Origin of the sequence: Blastopirellula marina DSM 3645, assembly GCF_000153105.1 — a bacterium.
Classification (GTDB): domain Bacteria; phylum Planctomycetota; class Planctomycetia; order Pirellulales; family Pirellulaceae; genus Blastopirellula; species Blastopirellula marina.
Window position 1 is genome coordinate 904,122 of the sequence record NZ_CH672377.1, and the last position, 2,539, is coordinate 906,660.

General features: G+C 57.3%; 2 protein-coding genes and 1 tRNA gene. 1 reads left to right on the forward strand and 2 read right to left on the reverse strand.

The window, feature by feature from the left end:
- Both DSM3645_RS29730 and DSM3645_RS22685 read right to left on the reverse strand, forming a co-directional pair.
- A partial coding sequence (locus DSM3645_RS29730; protein WP_237564914.1) for a c-type cytochrome domain-containing protein occupies positions 1 to 251 on the reverse strand: 251 nt, incomplete at its 3' end.
- 245 nt (positions 252 to 496) lie between these two features.
- Positions 497 to 2,071, reverse strand: coding sequence for a C25 family cysteine peptidase (locus DSM3645_RS22685; protein WP_002654942.1), 1,575 nt, complete (start codon positions 2,069 to 2,071; stop codon positions 497 to 499).
- A 262-nt stretch (positions 2,072 to 2,333) separates the two neighbouring features.
- Here DSM3645_RS22685 and DSM3645_RS22690 point away from each other — a divergent pair.
- Positions 2,334 to 2,405: transfer RNA gene (locus DSM3645_RS22690), tRNA-Gly, on the forward strand.
- Positions 2,406 to 2,539 lie beyond the last annotated feature (134 nt).

The window sequence follows — 2,539 nt, forward strand, 5'->3', positions numbered from 1 at the left end:
CCGGGAACGATCGGATGTTCGCCAGAGTCCGCTTCTCCATAGGCGCTGCCCTCCAGATCAAGCCGGAAACCGCCGCTGCGATGTTCTTCGTCCGGACCATGGCAAGCGTAGCAGTTGTTCGAGAGGAGCGGCCGGATATCGGCGCCAAAGTCGACCTCTTCCTCCGCTCGGCTGGGGTGAATCCAGCCTAACGAAATCAAAACGCCGAGAATCATCCATGAACAGGGAGAGTTCGCTGAGGGAAGTCTCATGCCGATACCTGACGGGCAAGGTAGGGAAATCGAGATCGAAGGAGGGAGAGTGAGGAACCCACCTGATCGGAAGGGGATCGAGTAGTCGCCATTGTAGCATCCACCGCAGCGAGCATCGATCCTTTGTACACTTTAATTGGCCATCTGTTCCATCGTGAAGCGAAGCGAAGGCGCCCAATAGAAGATCATTCTCCAAGCGAATAATTTTTCGTAGGATTAGCCAAAATAACGACTTACGGTCGTTGCTACTTGCTCGCAAGAGGAGCGACGACCACGTCGCACGATCCCAGCGCGCACACTTCGGCGCCTTCGACGAAGAGACGTACGTGACATTCGCCTGAACAGTGTGCCGGCAGGGGAATCTCGGCCTGAAAAGGACCTGCCGGCAGATCTAGGTCCTGGCTATGCCAGCGACGATCGTTGGCCTGACGATAAATGTTGGGAAAGTCAGGCAAGCTGGTTTCGTAGTCGGTCCGCGTTGCGGGGGCGAACGTCAGCAGATCGCGGCGGCAGACGATTTCGAGACGTCCTTTGCCGGCTACCGGTGAGACGCCGTTGACCAACAAGGTTTCGCCGGCTTGCGCCTCTGCAGGAGATTCAATCTGCGCTGACTCGACTCGCGGCAAGCGCAGCAAGGGATCGCCGATCAGGTTGAACAGCTGAACATGTTCGCGGCGTTCTTCTTTTAACAGTTTGGGTTTCGGGCTGACCATGCTCGCTAGCGAATCGAGCAGCTTTCGATTTTCGCTTTTGTCGGTCGCACTGACCATCTCTTGTTTCGCGTGCAAAATCAACTCGCCCAGCGTCTCGCGATGGTTGTCAAAGTATTCTTCGAGCATCTCGGCGCCCATGACTGACATTGCGTACGGCATCGTGACGCGTGAGCCGGCGTAGACCGCGACAGGACCGCCGGGACTGCGGAGCATCTCTTCGGCCAGGCAATCATTCGGTTCGTCAAACGCTCCGGTGTAGCAGGCCAGAAAGATCGCGATCGGCGAACCATTTTGGCATTTCAAGCGGGGAATATCACGCGAAGTGAAGATCGGATAGTAACGTTCTTCGGGGACGCGAATGTAGTCGAGATAGCGACGTTGCCCATGCCCTATGTAAATCCAAAACAGGCAACCGTCGTTGAGTTGATTGACCATCTCGTCGCAAAACTCGCGCGGGTCAGGACAATAGGGACTATGCCAACTCGCGTAGGCGACCTTCGTTTCAAACGAAGCAGGGATTTCATCGGTAAGAAATTTTTTGGTGATCGATTCCATCAGCGAATCGGCCAGCAGGCCAAATCCGCCCACGCCGGCGACAACGTTCAATTGCCGCCGCCAAGCGCCAGGCGTGACATCCGTTTCGTAGGCGAGGATCTTCGCGACGACGATTTTCAATTGTTCAGGCGTGCGGACCGACAAGCGACCGATCGCTACGTCGGGCAGCAGGTCATCGTCGACATCCGCATAGTAGTTGTCGGTAACCAGGGTCGGTTCTGAGCCAAAGTGGACGTTGACCACGGCGTCCATCAAATGAGTCGGAACGCCGGGGGCTTCGGGAGTCGGCTGGTCGCCGGGAACGTCACCGACGAGAACAACCCACCGCAACGAGCCCGACTTGGCCGTTTCGCGGATCGCGGCGCGAATTCGCTCTTTCGACGCGGTCTCAGTGATCAGGCCGATTTGACGCCCTTGCGCAGCGCGAAAATCGAGCCAGGGGCGAAGCGCCGGAACCAGCGGTTCGGGGCAAACGACCAGCGTGTCGGTGGGCGGTTGGGGAGCGGCGCCCAGAACCATAGCGGTCAGGAGTGCGGCGATCGATCCGTACATATATTTTGTCGGCCGCTAGGAGGGATAGAAGCGGGAAAGGATCAGAGACGCCAACAGCGGGGTTCGCAGGGCGCGAGGAAGTGTACTCGCCAACTCCATTCGCAGGCAAGACGCATCTTTCTCCCCAACTTAGACGATCCTGGCTGCCGTATCGATCTTACTAGCGAAAAGTTGAAGAAGTTTCACCCCAATTCGGGTTCCCAGCGCCAGTCGCTTGCCGCGTGGCAGGGGAACGCTATATTAACGTTGCTTGAGGAAACATGCGGGAGTAGCTCAGTGGTAGAGCGCTAGCTTCCCAAGCTGGATGTCGCGAGTTCGAACCTCGTCTCCCGCTCTTCACGGAAAGCCGGTTGTGTCAGCCGACACAACAAACTGCGTCCCTGTTGTTGGATTTCCACTTTTTCCGCTTGCCCGATCGATTGCTGCAGCGCCACCAAGATCGCGTGGCGATCATCCTCGGCCAGGTCG